The following is a 25,439-nucleotide window of genomic DNA, read 5'->3' as shown; positions in this document are numbered from 1 at the left end:
CCCGATTAATCCTCCTTCTTCTCAATAGGTGCAAATTGAGCTAACAATCGTTTTGGACCTTCTGATTTAAAAATAATATCTAACTCTAGTGATCCATTTTTGGCATTTACATTGCTAACCATTCCTTCACCCCATGCTTTATGAATGACTTTATCTCCCACTTTCCAATCAGATGAAACAACTTGTTTCTCAGAAGAAGTTGTACGTTTACTAAAGCCTCGCTTTTGATGAGGTTTAGCTTTAGGCTGAAGAATGGATTGTCTTTGGCTTCCAGTATGACTTTCTAATAGGTCTTCAGGTATTTCCTTTAAGAAGCGAGATGGCATATTAGATTGAGAACGTCCAAAAAGCATCCGAGTTGTCGCATTGGTAATATATAATAGTTCTTCAGCTCTAGTTATAGCTACATAACATATACGACGTTCTTCTTCCATTTCATGATCATCATCACTCTTAATCGCACGAATATGTGGAAATAAAGATTCTTCCATTCCCATTATAAACACAATTGAAAATTCTAAGCCTTTCGCAGAGTGCATTGTCATCATTGTTACACCACTTTGTGTGTCTGCTTCATCTATATCAGCAACTAATGATAAATCAGTTAAAAAGTTAACTAAAGATTGCTCCTCTAGAGGTGTGTTTTCTTCATAGTCTTTAGGCACTGACATAAATTCATCTAAGTTTTCCAATCGACTTCGTGATTCTATACTTTGTTCTCTATCTAGCATTTCACGATAGCCAGATTTTTGTAACACCTCTTCAACAATTTCACTCACTTCTAGAAACTCTTGCTCTTTGATTAGATTTTGAATCATTTCATAAAAACTCATACATTCTTCAGTAACCTTTTTCGAAAGTCCAATAAAATCAACTTCTGCTAATGCATCGAACATACTAATATTATTTTGAACCGCATAGGTTTGAATTTTTTCTACTGAAGATGGACCAATTCCTCTTTTTGGAACATTAATAATACGTTGTAAACTGATGTCATCATTACTATTAGCAATAACGCGTAAATAGCTTAGTAAATCTTTAATTTCTTTACGATCATAGAACTTTTGACCTCCAACCATAGTGTAAGGAATATTCGACTTCATAAACGTCTCCTCAAGTACACGAGATTGTGCATTTGTTCTATATAGAATGGTCATATCGCTATATTTTTTACCATTACGTTGATGTTTCATGATTTCTTTTACTACATACTCAGCCTCGTCGCGTTCAGTCATCGCTTCATAGTATTGAATCTTATCCCCGCCTGTGTTCGCAGTCCATAATCCCTTAGGTTTACGCTCAGAATTGTTTTTAATTACTTCATTTGCTGCATTAAGTATGTTTTTAGTAGAACGATAATTCTGTTCTAAAAAAATAGTTTTCGCTTCAGGATAGTCCTCTTCAAAAGATAAAATATTTTGAATATCAGCACCACGCCAACCATAAATTGATTGATCTGAATCGCCGACAACACAAAGATTTTTAAATTTCTTTGCTAGTAATTTAATAAGCGTGTATTGTGCTTTGTTTGTATCTTGATATTCATCTACATGAATATATTGAAATTTATTTTGGTAACATTCTAATGCGTCTGGCACCCGTTCAAACAAATGAATTGTAGTCATAATTAAATCGTCAAAGTCTAAAGCTTCATTTCTAGACAATTGTCTTTGATAGCCTTTATATACTGTAGCTACCATTTGTGAATGAAAATCATTTGCTTCTTTTTGTGCATCATCAGGTGTTTTTAATTCATTTTTCAAATTACTAATTGCACCAATAAACATTCTTGGTTCGAAACGTTTGCTATCAATGTTTTCATTTTTCAAAACATCTTTTATTACTGATTTCTGGTCTGTTGGATCAATAATTGTGAAGTTTCTCTCAATGCCAATTCTATCAGCATCACGTCTTAGAATTCTCACACACATTGAATGGAATGTAGACATCCAAATGACTTGAGCTTCTTCGCCTACAAGTTGTTCAACACGTTCTTTCATTTCTTTAGCTGCTTTGTTTGTAAAAGTAATTGCTAAAATATTGTAAGGAGAGACATCCTTTTCATCTAATAAATATGCAATTCGATGCGTTAACACACGTGTTTTACCTGATCCTGCACCTGCCATGATAAGTAATGGGCCTTCAGTCGTTCTTACAGCTTCACTTTGTTCTTTATTCATATTCTTAACTAGCGAATTCATTTATTAGACTCCTTTATTTTTACTGTTTTTAAAGCATTTTTTATATCTGAGTAGACCGCGTCGCCTACAATAATTGTATCTGCAATACTAGACATTTCTCTGGCTTCACTTAAATTTGTAATACCGCCACCATAAAATAGTTGTGTTTGAGTAAGCATCTGAGATATAGCTTTAACCTTCTCGATTTCACCGTACTTACCACTATATTCTATGTACATAACTGGAAAATGATAAAGTTCATTGGTCATTTGTGCATATGCCTCTACATCTTCTAAATCGAGTTGAGTATTTGAGTATGTTCTTTTAGCCACTTTACTTTCAGAATTTAATACCAGATATCCCTCAAAAATGACTTCACTAAAGTCAATTACATGACCATATTGTTTGAGTACTTTAAGCAACATACCATTATGATATAAAGTATCCTCACTGTTCATAACTGTAGGTATAAAATAATAATCAAATCCTGGCATAACACTCTCTACGTTGGAAACCTCTAAAGCTAGTGGTAAAGGATAACGTCTCACCCTACTCATTAAATGAATGACATTATCTTCAGTAACATAATCTGTGCCACCAATTATAATTGCATCTGTATTAGACATACATAATGCCTCTAAATCATCATCAGAAATAAATTTAGCTGGATCTAATTTAAAAATATGTCTCCACATTGTTATGTCATACATTTTTGAAACTCCTTTATTTAACATACCCTAAATTATAGCATTTTTACGTCTTAAGTTCTAAAGAGTAAATACGAAAAAACTATACCATTAAAATAAAAAAATTATCAAATCTCTTAGGTGTTTGAAACTGTATTTAGATATCATTTAACTTAGTCCTTAATTAAATGTTCTTAAAAATTTAAAAGAGCTTTAAAAGGAAATATATTTTACCTTTTAAAGCTCTAGAATCACTTTATAACAAGCTATAAGTCATTTGACTTATGCTTTTGTTTCAATGTTCAATCTGTCTAAAATCATTGTGTAAGCATCATTACCCCATTGTAATGAACGTTTCACTCTAGAAATTGTCGCAGTTGACGCACCAGATTCATCCTCAATAGTTGCATATGTATATCCTAGCTTAATCATTTTAGCAACTTGAAGTCTCTGAGATAATGACTGTATTTCATTAACAGTGCATAAATCATCGAAAAACTGATAACATTCTTCTCTATTTTCTAGCGCTAAGATCGCATCAAATAATTCATCTAATGACTGACCTCTTAATTTTTCAATTTGCATCTCGAACAACCCCTATACAATTATTCTTACATTATTTTAACTTATTAATTAGTTAAAGTGTAGTAGTTTCAATGAAAAATGTATAGGATTTTAAATGTTTCTAACGAATTAAACATTTGCTTCTTTAATTACAGACCTGCGCGTTCAAATATTGTATCAACTTGATTTAAATGATGTTTAGGATCGAAACAATCATCTAATTCTTCGCTAGATAACACAGACGTTATAGAATCGTCTTGTTCAATCAATTCTCTAAGCGGCGTTTTCGTCTCCCATGATTCCATTGCTTTAGGTTGAACTTTATCATAAGCTTCTTCACGAACCATACCTTTATTAATTAAAGCAAGCAACACACGCTGAGAGAATATTAAACCAAATGTTTTATTAATATTATTTTTCATATTATCTTCAAAAATAGTTAAGCGGTCAACAATATTAGTAAAACGATTCAGTGCATAATCAAGTGCAATCGTTACATCTGGAAGCATAATACGTTCAGCTGAAGAATGAGAAATATCTCTTTCATGCCATAACGGAACATTTTCATATGCAGTAGTAATATAGCCTCGGATGACACGTGAGATACCTGTAATATTCTCTGATCCAATTGGGTTTCTCTTATGTGGCATAGCAGAAGAACCTTTTTGTCCCTTAGCAAATGCTTCTTCAACTTCCCGAGTTTCAGTTTTTTGTAAATTACGAATTTCCACTGCAAATTTTTCCATTGATGTCGCTATAAGAGCTAATGTCGCAATATAATATGCATGACGATCTCTTTGCAATGTTTGTGTAGAAACTGGAGCCGTATCAATTCCTAAATGTTTGCATACATATGCTTCTATTTCTGGTGGGATATTAGCGAATGTGCCTACAGCTCCGCTCATTTTCCCAACTTCAATTTCCTTACGTACTTCTTTAAAACGTTTAAGATTACGTTTCATTTCAGTATACCAAATCGCCATTTTCACTCCAAAAGTTGTAGGTTCAGCATGAACACCATGCGTACGTCCCATCATAAGCGTATATTTATATTTTTTAGCTTTCTCAGCTAAAACATCTATGAATCTTTCTAAATTTTTTTCGATGATTTCATTGGCTTGTTTGATGACAAAACTAAGTGCAGTATCTACAACGTCAGTTGACGTTAAACCATAATGCACCCATTTTCTTTCTTCTCCTAATGTTTCAGAAACTTGTCGCGTAAATGCCACTACGTCATGACGTGTTTCTAATTCAATTTCTTTAGCACGATTAACATCCACTTTTGCATTTTCACGAATTTTCTGGACATCTTCTTTAGGAATATAACCTAATTCACTCCATGCTTCGCAAGCTAATATTTCTACTTCTAGCCATGCTTCATAACGGTTTTGATCTGTCCAAATATTGGACATTTCATCTCTTGAATAGCGTTCAATCATTCTTTTTAAAACTCCAATCATATGTATTATTATTGTGCTATTAAAAACTGTACATTAAAATTGTTTTCATCTTAAAAGTTCGTGTTTAGTCTTACGCTTTTAGTTTAACAAAACTTGATAAAAATGTATAAATATTTTTACTAGTTATTATTATTTTATTTGAATCGTTTTAGAAACTCAATTAAGTAATAAAAAGAGTAGGACACAATTACAATCATCACTTAACGATTGGTCCTACTCTCATTTTTTAAGCATCCTTATTAATATAATTATTGTTCAATTGATTTACCTACAAAAATAATATCTTGTTTAAAAACTTCAATGCTTCCATCTTTGTTTTCTTTATAAACAGGTTTTTCCATTCTATGGGTAGGCATATAACCTTTGTTACGCATCCTTGCAAGGCAATCTGCTACGGTTTCATTGTCTTTAACTTTAAACTTTTTGCTCATTTGATATAACACTCTCTATTTATCGTGTTCTACAACAACATCTAATTGTTCTGGTTCATAGGCTCTAAGTTTACGTCTCCGCACACCTTTAACCCAGAATCCACCATGAATATTTCTTGGTTCATAAGCAATAATAAATGCTTTAGGGTCTAGACTTTTTATTGTATCCATCAGTTTCAATTCATACTTTCTAGGTGTCAAGATTTGCATGACCATACGACTACCATCACGTCCGAAAGCCTCATAATGCGTTACGCCATAACCAAGATTTCGTAACTCATTAGGTAAATCAAGTTCATATTCCGAAGACGTAACATTAACAACCGTATAGCCTAGTGCAAGTTTTTCCTCTATTTTCATACCAACAATAATTCCCACTGAAAAACCTAACGCATAGGCAAAAATATTTTGTATTTGATCAAGACTAGACATAACCAGGCCTAATCCAACAACATAAACTAGCACTTCTAGAAAACTTACTATTGCTGAAACATAACGATAACCTTTTAATGTTAAAATGGTTCTCATTGTTAAAAAAGCGACATAACACACATTAATAACAAATATAGCCAAGACCATTAGCCATGGATTTTGAGTAATCGCTGACATATAATTCCCCATTTCATACTTTTAAATCCAGATTATTTTATCAGTCATTAAAAGATTTGTCACTTAAAATTATTCGTTTTTAGGCCAGGTATATCTAGTATAAGCAAGCTCACGTTTATGAGCATTTCTAACATAATGTTTTTCAATTGTTTCTCGAGCTTTTACAGGTATTTCCTTACCTTCTAAATAATCATCTATTAAATCATATGTCACCCCAAGCGCTTCTTCATCAGGTAATTGAGGTTGATTATCTTCTAAATCTGCTGTTGGCACTTTCTCATAAAGATGTGCTGGTGCGCCTAAAAATTTTAATAATTGTTTGCCTTGTCTTTTATTTAAACCAAAGATAGGAGCAATGTCAGCTGCCCCATCACCATATTTGGTATAAAAACCAGTAATGTTTTCTGCTGAATGATCAGTACCTATAACAATGCCACTTGTACTGGAAGCAATTGAAAACTGAACTTTCATACGTTCTCGTGCTTTTTCATTTCCTTTTTGAAAATCTGTTAAAGTTATTCCAGCTTCTTGTAATGATTGTACACTCTGATCAACAGCTGGTTTGATGTTTACTGTAAGAGTTGAATCAGGTTTGATAAATTTTAATGCATCTTCAACCTCATCTGCATCCCTTTGAACACCATAAGGGAGTTTTACTGCGATAAATTTACAATCGCGACCTTCTGAACGCAATTCAATAACAGCTAATTGTACTAATTTACCTACTAAAGTGGAGTCTTGACCTCCAGAGATGCCAAGTACTAACGTTTTGATAAATGAATGTGATTGTACATAGGCTTTAATAAATTGTTTAATTTCTTTTATTTCTTCATTACTGTCTATATGTTGTTTCACTTTCATTTCTTTAACAATAATATCTTGTAACTTACTCATTTTCATCCTCCATCTTTTTCACACGTTCTGCAACTTCGAAAATACGTCTATGTTTATTCTCCCAACATTTAGTACTTAAGTCTACAGGATACTCTTGAGGATTAAGATAACGCTTGTTCTCTTCCCATAACGTATCTAAGCTTTGTGTTAAATAGGCTTGTGCTTCACGTTCAGTTGGAAGCTTATATACAAGTTCGCCTTTTTCAAAAATTGAATGGTGTAAATCGATTGCATCAAACGATTTAATAAATTTCATCTTGTAAGTATGAACCGGGTGGAATAATTTTAATGGCTTCTCATCATTAGGGTCTTCTCCTTCTAAAGTGATATAGTCTCCTTCAGCTTTTCCAGTCTTTTTATTAATAATTCGATACACTTTTTTCTTACCTGGTGTCGTTACTTTTTCTGCATTATTTGATAATTTAATACGGTCACTCATTACTCCGTCTTCAGTTTCAATTGATACTAATTTATACACAGCACCTAATGCAGGTTGATCAAAACCTGTTATAAGTTTTGTGCCTACACCCCATGCATCAACTTTAGCGCCTTGAGCTTTTAAACTAGTAATTGTTTGTTCATCTAAATCATTAGAAGCAATGATTTTAGCATCAGTAAAACCTGCCTCATCTAACATACGTCGTGCTTCTTTAGAAAGATAAGCAATATCTCCAGAGTCTAGTCTTATACCAATGAAATTGATTGTATCACCAAGTTCTTTAGCTACTTTAATTGCTGTTGGCACACCTGATTTTAGTGTGTGGAATGTGTCTACTAAAAACACACAATTGGTATGTCGTTCAGCATATTTTTTAAACGCAGTATATTCGTCACCATATGTTTGAACTAACGCATGTGCGTGTGTTCCTGATACTGGGATATCAAACAATTTACCCGCGCGAACATTACTTGTTGAATCAAACCCCCCGATAAATGTTGCTCTAGCCCCCCATAAAGCTGCATCGATTTCTTGGCCTCTTCTTGTGCCGAACTCCATCAAAGTATCATTAAGTGCTATTTGACGTATTCTACTCGCTTTAGTAGCAATTAAAGTGTGAAAATTAATGATATTTAATAAAATCGTTTCAATAAGCTGAGCTTGAATAAGCGGCGCTTCTACTCTTAATAACGGCTCATTACCAAAACATAATTCTCCTTCTTGCATTGATTTAATATTCCCTGTAAATTTTAAATCCTTTAAGTAATTTAAAAAGTCATCTTTATAACCAATCGATTTTAAATATTGTATATCTTCATCTATAAATCCAAATTTTTCTATGAAATCGATGACTCTTTTCAATCCATTGAATACAGCGTAGCCACTATTAAACGGCATACTTCTAAAATATAAGTCAAAAACAGATATTCTTTCATGAATTCCATCACTCCAATAACTTTCAGCCATATTAATTTGATATAAATCATTATGCAACATCAAGCTGTCATCACTAAATTGGTACACACTTATCTCTCCAATCGACCGTAATATTTACAATTAGTTTATCATAATTCATATTTAGTAGGTAATGAGTTACTGTTTTAATCAGAATTTTATAATAATTTAATGTGAATTAAGTGAATTGATTCCAATTGTTCTTGTTTTAATTATATTAGTACCTTCTGTAAAATATAGTCTGCTATAAGACATAACTTACATTTAATCAATGTTAATTGCTGATTCATTTTACTTATAAGCTAAACGACAAATTAATGACAATTAAACATTTTAACTGAGTATTATTATATGCTCGATTATAATACGAATGAGGTGTTTTAAATGTTATTAGAAAAAGCAACATCATTTATAAAAACCATGTATACCGAACTTAATTATGATAAGAGTATTATAGAGAAAAGATTAAGTGAAATTGAAAATGAAATAAATTTAACAGGTAGTTACACACACACTTACGAAGAATTGTCATATGGAGCTAAAATGGCATGGCGAAATTCTAATCGTTGTATTGGCAGATTATTTTGGGATTCTTTAAATGTTAAAGATGCTAGAAATATTGAAAATGTGAATGATTTTATTGATACTTTACATCAACATATCACTGAAGCTACTAATGGAGATAAGATTAAACCCTATATTACAATCTTTAGTCCAACACATGCGCCTAAAATTTATAATAATCAAATCATTCGTTATGCTGGCTATGAGCATGCCGATGACCCTTCTGAGAAAGAAATCACACGTTTAGCTGAACACTTGGGTTGGCAAGGCAAAGCAAAGGTACTGATTTTGATGTTTTACCACTTATTTATCAAATGCCTAAGGACACTATAAAATGGCACGAATTCCCTAGCTCTATTGTTAAAGAGGTCCCTATATGTCACGAGGATTATCCTAAGTTAGCGCAATTAAATCTAAAATGGTATGCCGTTCCAATCATTTCAAATATGGATTTAAAAATCGGAGGAATTACCTATCCAACCGCGCCATTTAACGGATGGTATATGGTAACTGAAATAGCAGTCCGTAATTTCACTGATAACTATCGATATAATCTATTAGAAAAAGTTGCAGAAGCTTTCGAATTTGATACACTAAAGAATAATTCATTTAATAAAGATCGAGCACTCGTAGAACTCAACCATGCTGTGTATTATTCATTTAAATCTGAAGGTGTTTCAATTGTGGATCATTTGACCGCTTCAAAACAATTTGAAATGTTTGAACGAAATGAACATCAACTTTAACTTCTAACTATCATCATGGATATGATAATACAATGCATCATACGAATTTCTTCTATAAAAAAGACGAACCTATGAAGTGCCCTTTCCATTAATTAAAACGAGGTGGCACCATGCATTTATATTATCTTGGACCTAAAAGTATTCAATTGAAAAAGAAAATAAATTTATAGATAAAGCAAATTTACATAAAGTGATTCAAGCCGTTTCAAGTGACAATCAATCTGTAGGTATTGTTCCTATTGAAGGAACGATTAATATTGTAGCGGATTCGCTCGCCAAACAAGACATCTTTGCACATGGTGAAATTCACTTAGATATTGATTTTGCAATATATGGTAATCATTCTAATCATATTGAGAATATTCATAAAGTGTACTCTATTGCGCCAGCTATTAGTCAAACTTCTAATTATATTTACGAGCACAATTTTAAATATGATTACGTCGATAGTACCATTCAAAGTCTTGAAAAAATTAGAGATGGTATCGGTGCAATTGCACCAGTTGGAAGTGGAGAAGCATACGGTTACTTCCCATTAGATAGTCATATACAAGATTATCCACATAATGTCACTCGATTTTTAGTCATTAAAAATGATACACACTTTAGCAAGGATGCTAACACTACAATGTTTTTAATCAGCCCTACTTTTGATAAACCGGGTTTACTTGCTAGTGTTTTGAATACTTTTGCACTATTTAATATTAATTTATCTTGGATTGAATCTAGACCATTAAAAACAAAGCTTGGCATGTACCACTTCTTTGTACAAGCTGACACACCTATTAATGGCAATATTGAAAAAGTAATTTCTATACTAGAAACACTGGATTTTAAAGTAAAATTAATAGGTGCTTTTACTAAAACTCATTAAATACTAGAATAGCAGTCGACGCATCTTTAAACGTCGACTGTTATTTTGTAAGAATTTACACATTAACGTTAATTAACATTTACTTTTTTTATTTTAATTTCCGACTCTTCCTGATTTAGTGTAAGATCTATAATACCTTCTAAATGAATAGTCTGTGACGCATCATCAAAGTGGTTTCCTGCAATAAAGACGTTTTGATGTTGAACATGGTTATAACTTCTTATGTGAATCGCATCTCTTTTCATAATCCCACTAAAAGTATTGCCTATAACATTGAAATTACAACCGGCTTGCGTACCTTTTACTTCTCCAGTTAATGGATCAGCAGCATTTTTCCCGTCCTTAACTCCAAGAAAACGTATTCCACCATTACAATTTCTAAATTGATTATTCGAAATAAAAGTGTTTTTAGATTTTAAAGGTGTTAAAGCATATTCATTTAAGCTATCAAACTCGTTATTTCTAATGTGGATATTGTCGTAAAAACGGTTATACCTACTCGCATGAGAACCAATAGCTCGATTCCATGCTTTCATTTTTGGATTATCTGAATCACCAAAATAACAATTTTCAATTACAACATTCTTTGTAATCGTACCATCAATTGCTCCAAATTTTGGAAATGCGCCAGGCACTTGAATATCCAATTGAATGGCTTCTGAAAATGATCGATCTCCATCTACATCTAAGAATCCTTCAAATGAACAATTGGCAACATGTAGACCATTTAATCCACATGCATCTAGTCCGTGCCCTCCCACAATATTTTTGAAAGTGACTCCAATTATTTGTATGTCCTCAGCATGCCCAATACTCATAGCCGTATTATTATGTGGACATTCGCCACCATTCATATCAAATATTCCACCTTTAATATAAATATGACTGTTTCCTTGGTATCCGTGATAAAGACCAAAACGTCGTCCATTCTTTAATAAAGCATCTTTACCTTTTCTTACAAGTTTTGCTCCTTCATCAAGCAATAAAGTTGTAGAGTCATAAATGACTAAAGCTTTTCTTATATAGTAAGTCCCGTTAGGAATAAAAACTGTATGTGCGCCATCTTTTTTCGCATAATTTAACGCCTTTTGTATTGCTCTAGTATCTTTATATTTACTTTCTCCTTTTAATCCAAAACCACTAGCATTAATTATCATATTAGTAACTCCTTACTTATTTTTTAAAATAAAGATTGTATGCTTAAAGTAAACTCTATATACTATAATTACATTTCCTTTATGAAATGGTATTCAATTTTTAATCATTTAAAATTAATAGGCATATAAAAAGTCGTAGCTTTATATAAATATACCAATCTAATGCTTTTTTAAACACACTTTGGGAGGATGCTTTAATGAGTAACAAAGCTTTAATCATCGTAGATTATTCAATCGATTTTATTGCCGATAATGGTAAATTAACTTGTGGCAAACCCGGCCAAGATATAGAGGATTTTATTACTCAACGTCTTCAAACCTATGCAGATGTACAAGAAGAAATATTTTTTATGATAGATTTACATTACAATAATGACGTATTTCATCCTGAAACGAAATTATTTCCCGCTCATAATATCTATAACACTCAGGGACGTGATTTATATGGCAAGGTTGGACAGTTATATGAAGATATAAAAGAAAAACATCATGTGCACTATTTAGATAAAACAAGATATGATTCATTTTATGGTACACCTTTGGATAGCTTGTTAAGGGAAAGAAGTATTCAAGATATAGAAATTGTGGGTGTATGTACAGATATCTGTGTACTACACACCGCTATCTCAGCTTACAATCTAGGTTATAACATCACTATTCCTAGTAAAGGAGTAGCCTCATTTAACCCCGAAGGACATAAGTGGGCGCTTTCCCATTTTCAAAACTCACTCGGTGCTACGGTAGAAGAATAAGCTTAAAACATGCTAAAATGTGTATAACTATTTAAGAATAAGGAGATATTGAAAATGACAAAAACTTTTATTTTCGGGCATAAAAATCCAGATACTGACGCAATTTCTTCAGCGATTATCATGGCTGATTTTGAACAACAAACTGGTAACTCAGAAGCAAAAGCTTACCGTTTGGGCGACGTCAGTACAGAAACACAATATGCACTAGATCACTTCAATGTAAGTGCACCAGAATTATTAACTGAAGATTTAAATGGTCAAGATGTTATTTTAGTCGACCATAATGAACTTCAGCAAAGTGCGGATTCTATAGCTAATGCAACTATTAAACACGTCATTGACCACCATAGAATTTCAAACTTTGAAACAGCTGGTCCATTATACTATAGAGCTGAACCTGTGGGATGTAGTGCTACAATTTTATATAAAATGTATAAAGAACGTGGCTTTGAAATTAAACCGGAAATTGCTGGATTAATGGTGTCAGCAATCATTTCAGATAGTTTATTATTTAAATCACCTACATGTACCCAAGAAGACATCAATGCAGCACAAGCGTTAAAAGATATTGCGAATATTGATTTAGATAAATACGGTCTAGAAATGTTAAAAGCAGGTGCTTCAACGATTGATAAATCTGCTGAAACTTTACTTAATATGGATGCGAAATCGTTCAACATGGGTGACTATGTAACACGTATTGCACAAGTAAATACTGTAGACATTGATGAAGTATTAAACCGTAAAACTGAATTAGAAAAAGTAATGTTAGAAATAAGTGCAAATGAGAAATATGACTTATTTGTGCTTGTAGTTACTGATATTATTAATAGTGATTCTAAAATTCTTGTTGTTGGTGCCGAAAAAGATAAAGTTGGACAAGCATTTAATGTTGAATTAGATGATGGCATGGCATTCTTATCTGGTGTCGTATCACGTAAAAAACAAGTTGTACCGCAAATCACTGAAATATTAACAAAATAATTTAATTAGTATTCAACATATATTTTTTAGGAGCATTGTTATGCTCCTTTTTTCATTAATCAATTCTTTAAAAGAAATTTTTTATTTTAGAAATTTCTTTTTAGGGTAAGTATTTATTAAGTGTTTTTATGTTTTCAACTAATTTAATAAGCGACAACATAAACCTCTTGAATATATAAACTATGGAGGTATTTATACAATGACTGTGATTGAAAGTAAATTTAACAATAGTAAAGGTTTCTTTAATTCTCACATAACTAAAAACCTTAAATTTCGCAAACAACAATTAAAATATCTTAGTAAAAGTATTAAGAATCATGAAAGCGAACTTCTTACCACGCTTGACAAAGATTTAGGTAAAAGCAAAGTAGAAGCTTATGTTATAGAAATTGGTATGTTACTAAAAAACATTAAGTTTACTCGCAAAGAATTAAAGAATTGGGCTAAAACGAAACAAGTAGATACATCTCTCTATTTATTACCTACTAAAAGTTATATTAAGAAAGAACCTTATGGGTACTGTACTTATTATTGGACCATTTAACTACACAGTCCAATTGGTATTTGAACCTTTAATTGGTGCAATTGCAGCAGGTAACACCGCTATAGTTAAACCCTCAGAACTTACACCGAATGTTGCTAAAGTAATTAGAAATATTATTGAAGATGCCTTTGATTCAAATTATGTTTCTGTGGTTGAAGGTGGTATCAAAAAAACCCAAGAATTATTGAGTTTACCATTTGATTATATGTTCTTTACTGGAAGTGAAAAAGTTGGCAAAGTTGTTTACGAGGCTGCAGCTAAAAAATTAATTCCAGTAACATTAGAATTAGGTGGTAAATCCCCTGTTATTGTTGATAACACTGCAAATATCAAAATAGCTAGTGAGCGTATTAGTTTCGGTAAGTTTACTAATGCAGGACAAACTTGCGTGGCACCTGATTATATTTTAGTTAACCGTAGAGTTAAAAATGATTTAGTTGAAGCTTTAAAGAGTACTATAACTGAATTTTATGGACAAAATATTAAGGAGAGTCCTGATTTTGGTAGGATAGTTAATGAGAAATGTTTCTCTCGACTCAATAAATTATTATACATTCATAAAGATAAAGTTGTATTCGGTGGTAAAAGCTCTAAAGAAGATTTGTATAAGAACCCACTTTATTAGATGGAATTATTTTTGAAGATAAGATTATGGAAGATGAAATATTTGGACCTATTTTGCCGATTGTTACCTATGATCATTTCGACGAAGCACTTGAAATGATTCAAAGCAAACCCAAGCCTTTAAGTTTATATCTTTTTAGTGAAGATGAAAACACGACACATAGAGTATTAGAAGAGTTATCATTTGGTGGAGGTGCAATTAATGATACATTAATGCATTTAGCTAATCCTAATTTACCATTTGGTGGTGTCGGAGCGTCAGGAATGGAGCAATATCATGGCAAGTATTCATTTGATACCTTTAGCCATATGAAATCTTATACCTTTAAATCTATACGTTTAGAATCTAGTATCTTCTTCCCACCTTACAAAGGCAAATTAAAATATATCAAAGCTTTCTTTAAGAATTAAATCCTTCTCGGCGTTTACAGTAGTTGTTAATAAAACGACCCTTAAATAATTAGAATACTAATTATTTAAGGGTCTGTTTAATTTAATATTTCATATTTTATGATTCAAATTTTAGAATATTACACATACTCCTTCAGGTGCTGTTTCCTGATTATCTATAAGTTTAAGCTTTCCTGTACCATCGTCACGTTGAAAAACTGAAACTTTTGAATCTCCCTCTTGATGTGCACAAATAATATAACGATCAGACAGTGTAATATTAAAATCTCTTGGAAATTCATCTTGTGTTGGCTGAATATCTACAAGTTCAAGTGATTTACCATTGTTGATTACTTCAAAAATCGCAATACTGTCATGTCCTCTATTACTAACATATAAATGTTTTTCATTATGTGATAACCTTACAGCTGCTAGTTTAGAATCTTTTTTAAAATCATGTGGAATCGTCAAATGACGTTCAATTTCAGTAAACTTCCCATCATTATATTCTGTGACACTTACATAATTGGATAATTCATGAACAATATATGCATGCTTTCCATCGCTACTAAATGTAATATGTCTTGGTCCATCCGCTTCTTCAAACTGAGAAACAGCATATTCTTCAAGTCCATCCTCACCATATGAATATGCTACAACTCTATCTGTGCCTAAATCAGTTGCTACAATATATTTTTGATCTGGTGTTTCATTTAAGAAATGAACATGAGATGATTTTTGGCGTTCGTGAGGGCCTGTAGGATAATTATGTGCTAATTCTTCGATAAGTTTTTCTATTTCCCCTGTATGCTTATTTAATTTATAAATTCGTACAATCCCAGCTCCGTAAACAGCTTCAAATAAATAGTTACCATCACTAGACACTTGAATATAACAGCCTGTGCCGTTTTTGGAAGATAAACATTTATTGATTAATTCTAATTTACCTTCCCCTTGAAATTTAAAACTTGCAACACCACAATCTTCCCCTTCCTTAGTAATGGCATATAAAAATTTGTCATTACGTGTAAGGTAAGTTGAAGCTTCTATTTCATACCCAATATCAACTTTTTCAATTTTTCCTAATTCATCATTTAAATCAAAGCGATAGATGCCCTTTCCATTTTTCTTCGTATATGACCCTATGTATCCAATTGTCATTTTAAAACCTCCATGTTATGCATGTTTGTAGATTTAATTTTAACTTTAAGTACTATTTATTGACAATCAAAATAATTGCCGATGATTAACATGTATTTTTTAAAGAAACTCAAAGATGAATCACTCTAATAACTTCCCAAAAATATTGATACAACATCTTAATCCAATATCTAAAATATAGGCAGCAATTTTATATTGAAAAAAAGAACAAACGTTCGTATAATGAAATTATATCAAATGAGGTGATTAAAAAATGATGGAAATAAATAAAGAAACTGATTATCGAAATATTCCACGCGAAATGTTAGATAAGAACATCCCTACTGGTCGTGGTATGGTTAAATGGGTTTTTTTTGCTACTTTGCCAGAACAATTTGAAACAATTCATCAATATATGATGGATCAAAATAAAGTTGATAGACCCGTACTTTCAGATGACCAACTTGCTCAATTGAACATACACCTACATGAAGCTCTTCAGAAATCACGTCCAGTTAATATCAAATATTATGAAGAGGGCTATATCAATTTTATTCATCTTAACATACATCGCATCGATTCATTGAACTTCGAAATTGAAGGAATAAAACCTAATACAACTTATCGTCAAAAGGTTTCAATTTTAGATATTATTGATATTACTTTTGCATAAAAAAGATGGCAATAACTAATATCAAGCCATTGCCAACCTTTATTTCAAACTAGCATTTAAACACTAATTAATTGTCATTTTCAATATCGGAAACAAATTCTTTTGTTTTTCTTTCGATATCTTCAAAGTCTTTTTTGAAAATATAAGAAAAAGCAACTACCCCTATACCAACTACTACAGTAGTGATAGCTAATAAACTAAATACAAATTTAAATAAACCTTTAATAAAGTTCCACATTACTCTTCACCTCTGAAATTAATATGCATATCTACAATTCACAATAATAGCATACTTATCTTTATCTATAAATATATACCCATTTTGGCACTGATTATTCTTAACTTAATTAGAAATTATGATAATATGACAACAAAAGATAGAGGCTAATTATATATTATTCAAAGTATTACAATTATTTTTATCATCAATAAATACTAATTATCCGAGCCACCATGACTTTAACTTTTCTGAAAGATCTTTATAACTATATGGCATCAAAGTAATCACTCCCATTGATTTTAAACATTCTCTAAATACAATACGATTGTATGATTTATCAGAATATAATTCAATTAAGGGAAAGTTACTTTCATATTACATTCAAATGATAGTAAATAGAAAGGATGGAAGTTTAAATAAATGCAAAAAGTCCAATCTGATATAATGTGTCACCGAGGTTCCCACTATGATTTGGGAGTAAAAACAGCCAAATGGCTTCAAACAACGCCATTATTAAAAAATCGAAATAAGGAATGGCAAAAGAGAAACCCTCGCTTTGATATAGATGTGAATGAAACATATAACATTTTCCAAGTATATGCCCCAAAAATATGGGAAGAACTTTTAGAAATGCAAGATGTTCTCAATTTACCTACTAATCAAATGATATTAAATTTTGGTCATTATCGTTTTACTGACTTAAAGAATAGTGGTTTATCACAAATTGGTCCTACTTCTAACAGGTAGGATGGATGGTATGAATGAAAGTGGACTAGTTATGGCGTACAACTTTATGCACCGTAAAAAGCCAGAGAATGGCTTTGTCTGTTATATGATAGGTTGACTTATACTGGAAAATTGTAAAATGTTAATGAAGCAATAAAGTTTTTAACCGAAATGCCTCACCGTAGTTCTTTTAGCTATATATTGTTAGATAAAAACATGAATTATGCCATTGTAGAAGTAACTCCTCGTTCTATAGACTTTAGGCATGAAAGCATTTGTACAAATCATTTCGAATTATTTACACACGAAAATAGAAACTACACTAAAGAGTCGAAAGAACGTTTAAACAAGGTCATCAATCATACAATCTACTTCTCTAAGTAAAGAAGAAGCTTTTTCTTTATTTAATAATCCTCATTATTACGAAATTTATAGTAAGCTGTTCAATAGCTGGTCTGGAACAATTCACACTTCCTTATATGAACCACGCTCATTAATTGCTTGGATGGCATTAGGAGAAAATAAAACACCAACACAAATCGACTTCTCAACTTGGTTGAATGGTGAAAATTTATCATTAAAACATTTCTATGGTGAAATTGATACTAACCTAACCTTCGCCACTTATTAGAGAATATGGTTATATACTGTGAATTTCTATCAATGGTACGATATCTTCTTATAAAATAATTACAATTAATAGCAAACAACCCTTAAACAACGACTGGCTCATCATTTAAGAGTTGTATAATTAAAACTTGTAACAATAAAGTGATTTATTTTGAATTAGAAGATGAGTAACGTTAACTCACTGTTATGTCCCCATCTACTGTATAGAATTCTAAAATGTTTTTGCTATTACCAACTTTACCATTCTTAAAGTTTTTATTTTTAATTGATTTACTGCCATGTCCTGGATGTAATTTTAGTAAAGTGTTTCTCGGCTTTTCATCAAAATGATAGTCAACATCACCTTTTTTGATGGAAGCCTTAATATCATTAGAAGATTTCATGTTTTTCATTAATATATTCCCTTTATCAATTAAGAATGTAGAGTTGTTACACTTACTATTTTTCACCGTAATATCGCCATTATCAAGCTTCAAGTTTCCTTTTTTAATCACAGAATCCTGAATATTAGCAGTTCCATTCGATGATTCATAATTTAAATTATCAAAATGGGAATTTTTCACCTGAAACATACTATTACTTAAAATAGAAGTGTTTTGTGATTTTATATTGTTGAAATGAATAGTTCCAATGACTGATTCTGCAGTTAGATATTTAATTTTATTGTCAGGCAAGACAATTGTTAAACTTTTTTTATTTTTATGAAATGGATTAAAGTTTAAGCCGTATCCTCTGTCAGTAGCACGCTTTTCTGTAACTTTTAAAGTCTTCCCTTTATTTGATACATAAACATCATTATCTCCTCTAAAATGAACTGCAAATTTTTTTCCAGGTATAAACCTTATATTTGATGTTACAGTGTTAATAGAAACATGTTCAAATCTAGAATTAAATGTTTTATGATAACTTTGATTTTCATACTTATGTTTATCAAAAGTAAACCAAGTGATTGTACCTCCAATAAAAAAACTAATAAATATTACTAAACCGCTAATGAAAAGCTTCTTCATTCTCTAACGCTTCCTTTAACTGTTTTTATATACCAAAGTAAGTATTTTAAAATCAAATTATGTACAAGTTCGCCAATTTTAATAGTTATGACAACAAAAGTGATACCTAAACCAGTCAGCGATATTGAAAAAAATATATTACTAATTGAATTATGAAATCCATTTATTATTGAATAGCCTAATAACAATAACGGAGAGAAAACAAAACAAATAGATAAGAGAAATAATAACATAATTAATAAACCAATAATGATTACCGGTATCAATATAATAAAAATAGATAAAATGCCTAAACTTAATGATGCAAAAACTGCTTTAGCTATATTTTGAATCGTAGGCTTGTATGAAGCATAATTAATCGCACTTCGAGCTTTAATTTCTTTTGCAATATCATAAGGATCTTTTAATTTCTTAATAATTTGTTCTTCACTAACGCCTTTTAATTCTTCTTCATAAAACAAGTTTTCATATTCATACATTTTATTATCTTTTTCTTGTCTAGGTAAATCATCTAAAGCTAACTCTAATTCATTTAAAAAAGTAATCTTATCCATCTCTTGTCACTCTTTCTGAATTTGAATTACAAATATTTACTATATTAATATTTCACGTTAATTTATCGACTAAAAAATTCAATACGTTTGATTTCGTCATTTCTATATAAGATATTAAGTTTCATTTTATGTTCACGATCGACATACGTGACTGACTTATAGTGCTTACCGACATTATTTTTTTTGTAATTATCACCTAATTCATCTATAACATCGTCTACAGAAGACCCTATCTTAACACCAAAGTTAGTTTTCACTTGTTTATCTTTAACTAAAACTATACCTTTAACAACTTGATTTTTATTTCTTACCTTTATTGTTAAATCCTTATGATTTTTATCATTGTAAAATTTAAATCTATCAATTTTAATCCTTTTATTAACTATGTATCCTTTTTCCTTAAATTGATCATTCAAACCAATGTTGTTCACGGTATAATTCGATAAATCTACCGTCTTAATACTTTTATAGTATATAATTCCTACTAACAGAACAATGGCTGCAATCAAAAAAAGGGTTGAAATTACCCAACGATTTTGTATACGCACATGAGTCACCACTTTCACTCTTGTTCTTTTAAATATAGCATAAGGATATATGAGTTTCATCTAACAAGTTAGTCACATTATTAATTCCTTTTCGATTAAGTTATTTTAATATCTTTAAAGTCTAAAAATTGTTATAATATTTTAAATTATTTATAGAAGGTTTGTATATGAGAAGTTTAGAAACATATTTTAATAAAAGTCAGCCGTTGGACGAGTATATTTATTAAGATGAAAAACAATCAAGAAAACTTACAATCAATTTATAAATCATTTCAATTACCTAAAAATGACGAGCGTCTAGAGAAACTCAAAGACTCCGCCTATTCAAAGGTACTGGTTATCACCGAAGATTGGTGTGGAGATGCCATGATGAACATTCCTATATTAAAACATATTAGTGAAAAATTAAATATAGAAGCCAGAGCGTTTCATAGAGATGACGAACTCACTTAATAGATCATTATTTAACAATGGGCAAATCAAGATCTATACCTATTTTCATTTTTATGAATGACGCTTTTGAGCAATTAACTGTTTGGGCCCTAGAGCCAAAGAAGTACAACGATTTGTAACCGATATAAACCATGATATGTTACCAAGTAAAAATCACCCTACTTATAAAGACAAAGTTAATGAAACTCACATTATTATCTCTAATAGATTTAAAACTGACTCCTCTTTTTGGAAATCTGTTTATCATTCTATAGTTAATCAACTTTTATACAAATAAAAAATACTGAGGCTCAAGCCTCAGTACCTTCATAATTAAATATCTCTTTTAATAGCATATAAAACATCTACAACAAATAAAATAATAATTGAAGCAACTGAAATAAACCATTGCCAATGTGAAAATGTAATTTCACTTGTCATTTTATTTGTTAAATAAGTAAATGGTATATATTTAAATGACTTTTGAATATCGTCACCAATATTAGGTATTAATGGTATAAATGGTTGAATAAATGGAACAATGAGTATTAGAAAAATACCTAATGTGAAAATGACTGCTGGTTTTTCAACAATTAAAGTAATTAAGAATAAGAATAAACCAAAGAATAGGAAGAAGATAAGATAAAACCATATATTATTTAAAAATTTATCTCCATCAACATTTGAGCCTTTAGTCGTTGCTTGAATAATAATAATCACTAAATATTGAACAAGAGTAAATAAGAATGAAATTAGAATAATTGATATTGTCTTCGCTATAATGTAGCCAATTCTACTGCTTACCTTACTCATATACAATTGAATAGTACCTTGAGAATAATCTCTCGTAATTGTTTTAATAACAAATAGTAATCCAACAAATAAGAATAACCAGTTTGCCAGGATAAATACCGTTTCAGTATCTACTTTATGATTACCATTAAAATTAGCCATCATACTCGCTTGGAATACTATCAAACCAATCGTTAGTATGAATGCGATATAAGTAAATGGACTTTTCAAAATACTAATTAAGTCATATTTAACTAATTGTAGGCTTCTCATTATTTATCACCTCTTTGATTAATATTAAAGTAAGTATCTCGAAGAGAACTTTTGCGTGTTTCAATGTATTTAGGAAAAATATCTTGTTTTGAAAGTGCTTTGAGTAGCTCTCGATAATCTCTTTGAGCTTTAATCATAATCTCACCAGCATCTTTTTGAGATTGTTGAACCTTATAATGTTCAGTGAGATATTCTAAGGCTTTATTATAATCATCCTGTTCTAAAGTTAGGATAGTGCTATCTTCAGGTCCACCATCTTTCATATTGACATCTTGAACAAAATTTCCATCTCTTAAAAATACTGCTCTGTCACAAATAAGTTCTATATCTTCTAATTTATGACTTGAGATTAAAATTTTCATGTCTAATTGTTGTACTAAAGATTGAATTGTCTTTAAGACATCAATTGATCCGTCTGGATCCATACCATTTGTAGGTTCATCAAGTATTAGATATTTAGGTTTATTCATTAATGAAACTGCAATTGCTAATTTTTGTTTCATACCCATTGAATATTTTTTCACCTTTTTCTTAACATATGATCTCATTCCAAACGCGTCAATAATATTATCAGCGTATTCTTTGTCGAAACCTTTACCTAAAACTTGTGCAAACAATTTCAAATTATATAATCCTGTTTTATTATCATAAAGTTTTGGATGTTCAATTAAATATCCAACATTTTCATTCTTTGGTAAATCTACTTTACCCTGATAGTTAATAATATTGTTATTCATAACTTTCATTAGCGTTGTTTTACCAACCCCATTTTTACCAATGAGTCCAACGATTTGACTATTTCCAAAATCAAAATTGATATCATCAATAACCGTATTTTGACCATATCTTTTAGTAATATGTTCTAATTTCATAATAGACCTCCCTCAAAGATTTAATTTTTTATTTTTTTAATTTGAATCAAATAATTAATGACTAAACTAATTATACTAATGATTAATAAACCATAATTTAAAAAGTACGAATATGCAGTCGGTATATGACTATCATTTTGAGTTAGATAATTAATTAAAATAAATAAGACAGATAAGATAAATGGTAAGACGACTATTACAACAAAAACATAAGCTATATAAGGTACATCTTTATTTTTTTGTTCAGTACTCTTGTTAAAAGCTATAGGTATTGAAAAGAAATTTGCCACTATAAAAGAATATGTTGTTGAAAAATATATAGAATCTGTCTTAATTTGATTTGTTTCATAACCATATAAACTAATAATTAATGCACCTAGAAGCGTTAAAACGACACATGTAATATAATTGGCATTAAGCAAGTCTTTTTTGGAAACTGGCAAACTACCAAAGAAATAATAGGAATTTGTACCCCCAAGTCTTCGGTTAACTCTGAATAGATGACCAGCATCTACAAGACAAATGATTGTAAGAATCAGACCAATTGATCCTGATATAATTGAATGTGGTAATTCATACTTATTTAACAAATTGAATATTGGAAAGAATAGAAGTAATAACACATAAATCAATAACGTCCAACGACGTAGTTTAAAATTTCTAATTAATAGTCGTTTCATGATTATTCTCTCTTATAGTTAAATTTTTTAATTCTTGTTGTTTTTTACTTTTTTCTAAATAAATCATTAGCTGTTCAATCGTAGCGTCTTTAACTTCTACTTCATCACCAAATAATTCGTTAAAAGTTTGATAGTATTCCGTTAACCCTATGTAGCCAGTTTTTTTCTTTTCGCTATAGATTAATAGCTCCTCCAACTCTTTATCTAAATCTTCATTGGAACCACTAACTATTTTGTATTTCTGAGATAGCTTATCTCTAGATTCGTAAAAAACAATTTCACCATCGCTTAGGTAAACAATATAATCTGCAACTTTTTCTAAGTCAGATATGATATGGGTAGAAAAGAATACTGTTTTCTCCTCATCTATAAGTTCTTGTTGAATAATTTCTAACAATTCATTTCTGACTAAAGGGTCCAATCCAGAAGTTGGTTCATCTAATATAAATAATTCTGCATGATGACTGAATGCAATGGCTAATGATAATTTCATTTTCATACCAGTTGAAAAAGTTTTTATTTTATTCTTATACGGAAGTTGAAAAAAACTTAGATAGTTGATAAACAACTCATGATCCCAATTATCATAAAAGGGAGCAATGATATTTTCTAATTTTTTTACACTCCATTTTTGATTAAAATAAATCTCTGAATAAACAAAGCCTATTTTACTTTTCAACTCTACTGGATTACTTTTCATGCTTTTCCCAAATACAGAAATTTGTCCATTTTTAGATTGAATTAAATCCATAATCAAACGAATGATTGTAGTCTTACCTGCTCCATTCCCACCTATAAAACCTGTAACAAATCCTTTTGGAACATTGAAGGAGACATCTTTTAATTGAAATGCGCCAGTTTGATAGCTTACATCTTTAAGCTCGATCGCGTTCATTAGTCTTCCTCCTCATATATTAAAGATAATATTTCAATTAATTCCTCCAAAGGCATGCCAATTGTTTTGGCTTCTTTGGACATTGTTTTCGCTAAATTTTCAATAACGAAAAATTGTTTCTCCTTCAGAATTGAATTATCCTGTTCTTTTACGAAGGTCCCCTTGCCTCTTATAGTTTTCACAAATCCATCTTTTTCTAAATCTTCATACGCACGTTTTGTAGTTATTAAACTCACTTGTAAATCTTTTGCTAACTCACGCATTGATGGCAAGTGTTCTCCAGGAGCAACATAACCCTTTAGAATATTTTCTTTAATTTGTTGTTTGATTTGTTCATAAATGGGATTTTCACTGTTGTTTTTCAAAATTAATTTCATTGATGTCCCCCTTTTCTTATGTATATATATAATATATACAATATACACAGTTTTGTAAAGTGTATATAGAGAATTATTTTAAAATAAAGGATTCTTGAAATATATTGTATATAAACAATATATACAAAAAACTTGAGAAACATGGATATTCTCAAGCTTAATCAATTTAATTTGCTTTACCTTTTCTTTCGCCGCTTATTATTTCTATCTATAAATGCACAAATCATAAACATAATTGCAGCAAGTAATAATTTAATTCCCTGTGATTCATGTCCTGTAGCTTGTAAGTAATAACCTACAACAAAAAGTACTATTGCTAAACCTACAAATATTTTAGTTAAGTGCTTCATTCATTTCACCTCAATACAGTTAAAAGTATATCAAATCTTTTTTAAACTATGAACTTTCTAAAAAATAATTGATCCTTAATATAAGAAAGATATTGGTTTACTTTAGTAAAACAAAGTTGATTCACACTATAAAATATTAATTGCGGTATATTTAGTACAATGTTACAATATAGTTGTAACCACGGATTATACTACACAACCCCAAGTCTGGTACCAGCAGACTTGGGGTTGTTTGTGTTCGGTCATCTACTTGCCTTTCCATTTAATTTCTAACCAAATTCGAAAGACAATGAGTATGCCACCTGTAATTAAAGTTATAATACCATCTTGCCACCACGTCATTATACTACACCTCCTAAAAAGATTAGTGTCATATATGATGATGGCCTAAGAATAGTTTAACAAAAAACAG

General features: G+C 30.6%; 24 protein-coding genes and 5 pseudogenes. 8 read left to right on the top strand and 21 right to left on the bottom strand.

Going from position 1 to position 25,439, the window contains the following annotated elements:
- Nucleotides 1-5: 5 nt before the first annotated feature.
- From pcrA to DYE57_RS04340, 8 genes are all read right to left on the bottom strand, one after another.
- On the bottom strand, nt 6-2,201 hold the full coding sequence (gene pcrA / locus DYE57_RS04375; protein WP_115313013.1) for a DNA helicase PcrA: 2,196 nt from the start codon (nt 2,199-2,201) through the stop codon (nt 6-8).
- Complete coding sequence (gene pcrB, locus DYE57_RS04370; RefSeq protein WP_115313012.1) at nt 2,198-2,890, bottom strand: heptaprenylglyceryl phosphate synthase; 693 nt, start codon at nt 2,888-2,890, stop codon at nt 2,198-2,200. Before pcrB ends, pcrA begins: the two co-directional genes overlap by 4 nt.
- Nucleotides 2,891-3,148: 258 nt before the next feature.
- Nucleotides 3,149-3,451, bottom strand: a complete 303-nt coding sequence (locus tag DYE57_RS04365) for a YerC/YecD family TrpR-related protein (protein WP_115313011.1) — start codon at nt 3,449-3,451, stop codon at nt 3,149-3,151.
- A 128-nt stretch (nt 3,452-3,579) separates the two neighbouring features.
- Complete coding sequence (purB, locus tag DYE57_RS04360) at nt 3,580-4,872, bottom strand: adenylosuccinate lyase (RefSeq protein WP_115313010.1); 1,293 nt, start codon at nt 4,870-4,872, stop codon at nt 3,580-3,582.
- Nucleotides 4,873-5,141: 269 nt separating this feature from the next.
- Entirely contained in the window at nt 5,142-5,324 is a 183-nt protein-coding gene (locus tag DYE57_RS04355; protein WP_115313009.1) for an NETI motif-containing protein, read from the bottom strand.
- A gap of 15 nt (nt 5,325-5,339) precedes the next feature.
- Nucleotides 5,340-5,933: a DUF2179 domain-containing protein gene (locus tag DYE57_RS04350; RefSeq protein ID WP_115313008.1), complete on the bottom strand. Its 594-nt coding sequence runs from the start codon at nt 5,931-5,933 to the stop codon at nt 5,340-5,342.
- Nucleotides 5,934-6,002: 69 nt separating this feature from the next.
- Nucleotides 6,003-6,827 (bottom strand): ammonia-dependent NAD(+) synthetase, encoded by an 825-nt coding sequence (gene nadE / locus DYE57_RS04345; protein WP_115313007.1) that lies wholly within the window; start codon nt 6,825-6,827, stop codon nt 6,003-6,005.
- On the bottom strand, nt 6,820-8,289 hold the full coding sequence (locus DYE57_RS04340; RefSeq protein ID WP_115313006.1) for a nicotinate phosphoribosyltransferase: 1,470 nt from the start codon (nt 8,287-8,289) through the stop codon (nt 6,820-6,822). The genes nadE and DYE57_RS04340 overlap by 8 nt, the downstream gene beginning before the upstream one ends.
- A gap of 315 nt (nt 8,290-8,604) precedes the next feature.
- Here DYE57_RS04340 and DYE57_RS04335 point away from each other — a divergent pair.
- A pseudogene (locus DYE57_RS04335) lies at nt 8,605-9,622 on the top strand (nitric oxide synthase oxygenase).
- An 18-nt stretch (nt 9,623-9,640) separates the two neighbouring features.
- Nucleotides 9,641-10,404 (top strand): annotated as a pseudogene (locus tag DYE57_RS04330) (prephenate dehydratase).
- A 68-nt stretch (nt 10,405-10,472) separates the two neighbouring features.
- On the opposite strand, the gene DYE57_RS04325 reads toward DYE57_RS04330, so the two are convergent.
- Nucleotides 10,473-11,561 (bottom strand): glycosyl hydrolase family 28-related protein, encoded by a 1,089-nt coding sequence (locus DYE57_RS04325; RefSeq protein WP_115313004.1) that lies wholly within the window; start codon nt 11,559-11,561, stop codon nt 10,473-10,475.
- Between the two features lie 197 nt (nt 11,562-11,758).
- On the opposite strand from DYE57_RS04325, the gene DYE57_RS04320 reads away from it, so the two are divergent.
- The 3 genes and pseudogenes from DYE57_RS04320 to DYE57_RS04310 all read left to right on the top strand — a co-directional run bounded on the left by DYE57_RS04320 (nt 11,759) and on the right by DYE57_RS04310 (nt 14,876).
- Nucleotides 11,759-12,313, top strand: a complete 555-nt coding sequence (locus DYE57_RS04320) for a cysteine hydrolase family protein (protein ID WP_115313003.1) — start codon at nt 11,759-11,761, stop codon at nt 12,311-12,313.
- A gap of 54 nt (nt 12,314-12,367) precedes the next feature.
- Nucleotides 12,368-13,297 (top strand): manganese-dependent inorganic pyrophosphatase, encoded by a 930-nt coding sequence (locus DYE57_RS04315; protein ID WP_115313002.1) that lies wholly within the window; start codon nt 12,368-12,370, stop codon nt 13,295-13,297.
- A gap of 199 nt (nt 13,298-13,496) precedes the next feature.
- Nucleotides 13,497-14,876: pseudogene (locus DYE57_RS04310) on the top strand (aldehyde dehydrogenase).
- 111 nt (nt 14,877-14,987) lie between these two features.
- Here the strand turns inward: DYE57_RS04310 and pglS are convergent.
- Nucleotides 14,988-16,016 (bottom strand): 6-phosphogluconolactonase, encoded by a 1,029-nt coding sequence (gene pglS / locus DYE57_RS04305; RefSeq protein WP_115313001.1) that lies wholly within the window; start codon nt 16,014-16,016, stop codon nt 14,988-14,990.
- Between the two features lie 253 nt (nt 16,017-16,269).
- On the opposite strand from pglS, the gene DYE57_RS04300 reads away from it, so the two are divergent.
- On the top strand, nt 16,270-16,668 hold the full coding sequence (locus tag DYE57_RS04300) for a YolD-like family protein (protein WP_115313000.1): 399 nt from the start codon (nt 16,270-16,272) through the stop codon (nt 16,666-16,668).
- 67 nt (nt 16,669-16,735) lie between these two features.
- Here DYE57_RS04300 and DYE57_RS04295 read toward each other — a convergent pair whose 3' ends face one another.
- On the bottom strand, nt 16,736-16,906 hold the full coding sequence (locus tag DYE57_RS04295; RefSeq protein ID WP_115312999.1) for a hypothetical protein: 171 nt from the start codon (nt 16,904-16,906) through the stop codon (nt 16,736-16,738).
- 402 nt (nt 16,907-17,308) lie between these two features.
- Between DYE57_RS04295 and DYE57_RS04290 the strand changes: the two are divergent.
- Nucleotides 17,309-18,245 (top strand): annotated as a pseudogene (locus DYE57_RS04290) (C45 family autoproteolytic acyltransferase/hydolase).
- 172 nt (nt 18,246-18,417) lie between these two features.
- Here the strand turns inward: DYE57_RS04290 and DYE57_RS04285 are convergent.
- The 3 genes from DYE57_RS04285 to DYE57_RS04275 all read right to left on the bottom strand — a co-directional run bounded on the left by DYE57_RS04285 (nt 18,418) and on the right by DYE57_RS04275 (nt 20,356).
- A complete protein-coding gene (locus DYE57_RS04285; RefSeq protein WP_115312998.1) occupies nt 18,418-19,254 on the bottom strand; it encodes a DUF4097 family beta strand repeat-containing protein in 837 nt (278 codons plus the stop codon).
- A complete protein-coding gene (locus DYE57_RS04280) occupies nt 19,251-19,808 on the bottom strand; it encodes an HAAS signaling domain-containing protein (RefSeq protein WP_115312997.1) in 558 nt (185 codons plus the stop codon). Before DYE57_RS04280 ends, DYE57_RS04285 begins: the two co-directional genes overlap by 4 nt.
- 62 nt (nt 19,809-19,870) lie before the next feature.
- Nucleotides 19,871-20,356 carry a hypothetical protein gene (locus DYE57_RS04275; protein ID WP_115314121.1) on the bottom strand — a complete coding sequence of 162 codons (486 nt, stop codon included), beginning with the start codon at nt 20,354-20,356 and terminating at the stop codon, nt 19,871-19,873.
- Between the two features lie 167 nt (nt 20,357-20,523).
- On the opposite strand from DYE57_RS04275, the pseudogene DYE57_RS04270 reads away from it, so the two are divergent.
- Nucleotides 20,524-21,086 (top strand): annotated as a pseudogene (locus DYE57_RS04270) (thioredoxin family protein).
- Between the two features lie 35 nt (nt 21,087-21,121).
- Here the strand turns inward: DYE57_RS04270 and pmtD are convergent.
- The 7 genes from pmtD to DYE57_RS12250 all read right to left on the bottom strand — a co-directional run bounded on the left by pmtD (nt 21,122) and on the right by DYE57_RS12250 (nt 25,369).
- A complete protein-coding gene (gene pmtD, locus DYE57_RS04265) occupies nt 21,122-21,853 on the bottom strand; it encodes a phenol-soluble modulin export ABC transporter permease subunit PmtD (protein ID WP_115312996.1) in 732 nt (243 codons plus the stop codon).
- A complete protein-coding gene (gene pmtC / locus DYE57_RS04260) occupies nt 21,853-22,725 on the bottom strand; it encodes a phenol-soluble modulin export ABC transporter ATP-binding protein PmtC (protein WP_115312995.1) in 873 nt (290 codons plus the stop codon). Before pmtC ends, pmtD begins: the two co-directional genes overlap by 1 nt.
- A gap of 20 nt (nt 22,726-22,745) precedes the next feature.
- A complete protein-coding gene (gene pmtB / locus DYE57_RS04255) occupies nt 22,746-23,405 on the bottom strand; it encodes a phenol-soluble modulin export ABC transporter permease subunit PmtB (RefSeq protein ID WP_115312994.1) in 660 nt (219 codons plus the stop codon).
- Nucleotides 23,386-24,300: a phenol-soluble modulin export ABC transporter ATP-binding protein PmtA gene (gene pmtA, locus DYE57_RS04250; RefSeq protein ID WP_115312993.1), complete on the bottom strand. Its 915-nt coding sequence runs from the start codon at nt 24,298-24,300 to the stop codon at nt 23,386-23,388. Before pmtA ends, pmtB begins: the two co-directional genes overlap by 20 nt.
- Nucleotides 24,300-24,677, bottom strand: coding sequence for a PSM export ABC transporter transcriptional regulator PmtR (gene pmtR, locus DYE57_RS04245; protein WP_115312992.1), 378 nt, complete (start codon nt 24,675-24,677; stop codon nt 24,300-24,302). Before pmtR ends, pmtA begins: the two co-directional genes overlap by 1 nt.
- A 176-nt stretch (nt 24,678-24,853) precedes the next feature.
- Complete coding sequence (locus tag DYE57_RS04240; protein WP_115312991.1) at nt 24,854-25,027, bottom strand: SE1626 family protein; 174 nt, start codon at nt 25,025-25,027, stop codon at nt 24,854-24,856.
- Nucleotides 25,028-25,273: 246 nt separating this feature from the next.
- Entirely contained in the window at nt 25,274-25,369 is a 96-nt protein-coding gene (locus DYE57_RS12250; protein WP_002440392.1) for a Trp-rich small protein, read from the bottom strand.
- Nucleotides 25,370-25,439: the final 70 nt, after the last annotated feature.

Source organism: Staphylococcus saccharolyticus (assembly GCF_900458815.1).
Taxonomy (GTDB): domain Bacteria; phylum Bacillota; class Bacilli; order Staphylococcales; family Staphylococcaceae; genus Staphylococcus; species Staphylococcus saccharolyticus.
Note: the sequence above shows the minus strand (reverse complement) of the source record. Positions and strands in the feature narration are given on the sequence as shown.

What these genes read in the sequence shown, in the direction of transcription:
- DYE57_RS04350 (WP_115313008.1), bottom strand. Translation starts at nt 5,933, where the DNA reads ATGTCAGCGATTACTCAAAATCCATGGCTAATGGTCTTGGCTATATTT.
- DYE57_RS04325 (WP_115313004.1), bottom strand. Translation starts at nt 11,561, where the DNA reads ATGATAATTAATGCTAGTGGTTTTGGATTAAAAGGAGAAAGTAAATAT.
- DYE57_RS04285 (WP_115312998.1), bottom strand. Translation starts at nt 19,254, where the DNA reads ATGAAGAAGCTTTTCATTAGCGGTTTAGTAATATTTATTAGTTTTTTT.
- DYE57_RS04240 (WP_115312991.1), bottom strand. Translation starts at nt 25,027, where the DNA reads ATGAAGCACTTAACTAAAATATTTGTAGGTTTAGCAATAGTACTTTTT.
- pcrB (WP_115313012.1), bottom strand. Translation starts at nt 2,890, where the DNA reads ATGTATGACATAACAATGTGGAGACATATTTTTAAATTAGATCCAGCT.
- nadE (WP_115313007.1), bottom strand. Translation starts at nt 6,827, where the DNA reads ATGAGTAAGTTACAAGATATTATTGTTAAAGAAATGAAAGTGAAACAA.
- DYE57_RS04320 (WP_115313003.1), top strand. Translation starts at nt 11,759, where the DNA reads ATGAGTAACAAAGCTTTAATCATCGTAGATTATTCAATCGATTTTATT.
- DYE57_RS04295 (WP_115312999.1), bottom strand. Translation starts at nt 16,906, where the DNA reads ATGTGGAACTTTATTAAAGGTTTATTTAAATTTGTATTTAGTTTATTA.
- pcrA (WP_115313013.1), bottom strand. Translation starts at nt 2,201, where the DNA reads ATGAATTCGCTAGTTAAGAATATGAATAAAGAACAAAGTGAAGCTGTA.
- DYE57_RS12250 (WP_002440392.1), bottom strand. Translation starts at nt 25,369, where the DNA reads ATGACGTGGTGGCAAGATGGTATTATAACTTTAATTACAGGTGGCATA.
- pmtA (WP_115312993.1), bottom strand. Translation starts at nt 24,300, where the DNA reads ATGAACGCGATCGAGCTTAAAGATGTAAGCTATCAAACTGGCGCATTT.
- DYE57_RS04365 (WP_115313011.1), bottom strand. Translation starts at nt 3,451, where the DNA reads ATGCAAATTGAAAAATTAAGAGGTCAGTCATTAGATGAATTATTTGAT.
- DYE57_RS04300 (WP_115313000.1), top strand. Translation starts at nt 16,270, where the DNA reads ATGATGGAAATAAATAAAGAAACTGATTATCGAAATATTCCACGCGAA.
- pmtD (WP_115312996.1), bottom strand. Translation starts at nt 21,853, where the DNA reads ATGAGAAGCCTACAATTAGTTAAATATGACTTAATTAGTATTTTGAAA.
- pmtC (WP_115312995.1), bottom strand. Translation starts at nt 22,725, where the DNA reads ATGAAATTAGAACATATTACTAAAAGATATGGTCAAAATACGGTTATT.
- purB (WP_115313010.1), bottom strand. Translation starts at nt 4,872, where the DNA reads ATGATTGAACGCTATTCAAGAGATGAAATGTCCAATATTTGGACAGAT.
- pglS (WP_115313001.1), bottom strand. Translation starts at nt 16,016, where the DNA reads ATGACAATTGGATACATAGGGTCATATACGAAGAAAAATGGAAAGGGC.
- pmtR (WP_115312992.1), bottom strand. Translation starts at nt 24,677, where the DNA reads ATGAAATTAATTTTGAAAAACAACAGTGAAAATCCCATTTATGAACAA.
- DYE57_RS04280 (WP_115312997.1), bottom strand. Translation starts at nt 19,808, where the DNA reads ATGGATAAGATTACTTTTTTAAATGAATTAGAGTTAGCTTTAGATGAT.
- DYE57_RS04355 (WP_115313009.1), bottom strand. Translation starts at nt 5,324, where the DNA reads ATGAGCAAAAAGTTTAAAGTTAAAGACAATGAAACCGTAGCAGATTGC.
- pmtB (WP_115312994.1), bottom strand. Translation starts at nt 23,405, where the DNA reads ATGAAACGACTATTAATTAGAAATTTTAAACTACGTCGTTGGACGTTA.
- DYE57_RS04315 (WP_115313002.1), top strand. Translation starts at nt 12,368, where the DNA reads ATGACAAAAACTTTTATTTTCGGGCATAAAAATCCAGATACTGACGCA.